Source organism: Kitasatospora sp. NPDC096077 (assembly GCF_040303245.1).
GTDB lineage: Bacteria > Actinomycetota > Actinomycetes > Streptomycetales > Streptomycetaceae > Kitasatospora.
In genome coordinates this window covers 1-1400 of record NZ_JBEOSV010000040.1, presented here as the reverse complement: position 1 = coordinate 1400, position 1400 = coordinate 1, and the positions used below count along the sequence as shown (strand labels likewise).

General features: G+C 70.7%; 1 protein-coding gene. It reads right to left on the bottom strand.

What is annotated here, in order from left to right; all coding sequences use genetic code 11:
* Positions 1-1398, bottom strand: a 1398-nt coding sequence (locus ABTZ03_RS28265) for an acetate--CoA ligase (protein ID WP_350515917.1), incomplete at its 3' end; no start/stop codon positions are given.
* Positions 1399-1400: the final 2 nt, after the last annotated feature.

Genomic DNA, 1400 nt, shown 5'->3' with positions numbered 1-1400 from the left:
CACGAGGTAGCCGCCGGAGCCGTTGGGGACCTCGTTGGCCTCGTCGTCGACGACGGTGGCGGCGATGCCGGGCAGGGCGCGCTGGGCGGAGCCGGGCTTGGTCTCGGTGACGCCGGGCAGGGGGCTGATCATCATGGCGCCGGTCTCGGTCTGCCACCAGGTGTCGACGATGGGGCAGGTGCCGGCGCCGATGTGCTCGCGGTACCAGATCCACGCCTCGGGGTTGATCGGCTCGCCGACGCTGCCCAGCACCCGCAGGGAGGACAGGTCGAACTTCGCGGGGATGTCGTCGCCCCACTTCATGAAGGTGCGGATCGCGGTGGGGGCGGTGTAGAGGATGGTGACGCCGTACTTCTGGACGATCTCCCAGAACCGGCCCTGGTGGGGGGTGTCGGGGGTGCCCTCGTAGATGACCTGGGTGGCGCCGTTGGAGAGCGGGCCGTAGACGATGTAGGAGTGGCCGGTGACCCAGCCGATGTCGGCGGTGCACCAGTAGACGTCGGTGGCGGGCTTGAGGTCGAAGACCGCGTGGTGGGTGTAGCTGGCCTGGGTGAGGTAGCCGCCCGAGGTGTGCAGGATGCCCTTGGGCTTACCGGTGGTGCCGGAGGTGTAGAGGATGAACAGCGGGTGCTCGGCGTCGTGCGCCTCGGGGGTGTGCTCGGTGGACTGGCGCGCGGTGATCTCGTGCCACCAGACGTCGCGGCCCTGGGTCCAGGCGACGTCCTGGCCGGTGCGGCGGATGACCAGGACGTGTTCGACGCCCTCGACCTTGGTGAGGGCCTCGTCGATGGCGGGCTTGAGGGCGGAGGGCTTGCCGCGGCGGTAGCCGCCGTCGGCGGTGATGACGAGTTTGGCCTGGGCGTCCTGGATGCGGGAGGCGACGGCGTCGGCGGAGAAGCCGCCGAAGACGACGGAGTGGGTGGCGCCGATGCGGGCGCAGGCGAGCATCGCGACGACGGCCTCGGCGATCATCGGGAGGTAGACGGCGATCCGGTCGCCCTTGCGGACGCCGAGCTCCAGCAGGGCGTTGGCGGCCTGGGAGACCTCGTCCTTGAGCTGGGCGTAGGTGATCGAGCGGCTGTCGCCGGGCTCGCCCTCGAAGTGGATGGCGACGCGGTCGCCGAGGCCGTTCTCGACGTGGCGGTCGACGCAGTTGTAGGCCACGTTGAGCTTGCCGTCGGCGAACCACTTGGCGAAGGGCGGGTTGGACCAGTCGAGGGTCTGGGTCGGCTCGACCGCCCAGTCCAGGCGGCGGGCCTGCTCGGCCCAGAAGCCCAGGCGGTCCTCGGAGGCCTGCGCGTACGCGGCCGCGGTGACGTTGGCGGCTGCGGCGAGCTCTGCCGGCGGGGCGAAACGCCGCTCCTCCTTGAGCAGGTTGGCCAGGCTCTCGTTGCTCAACG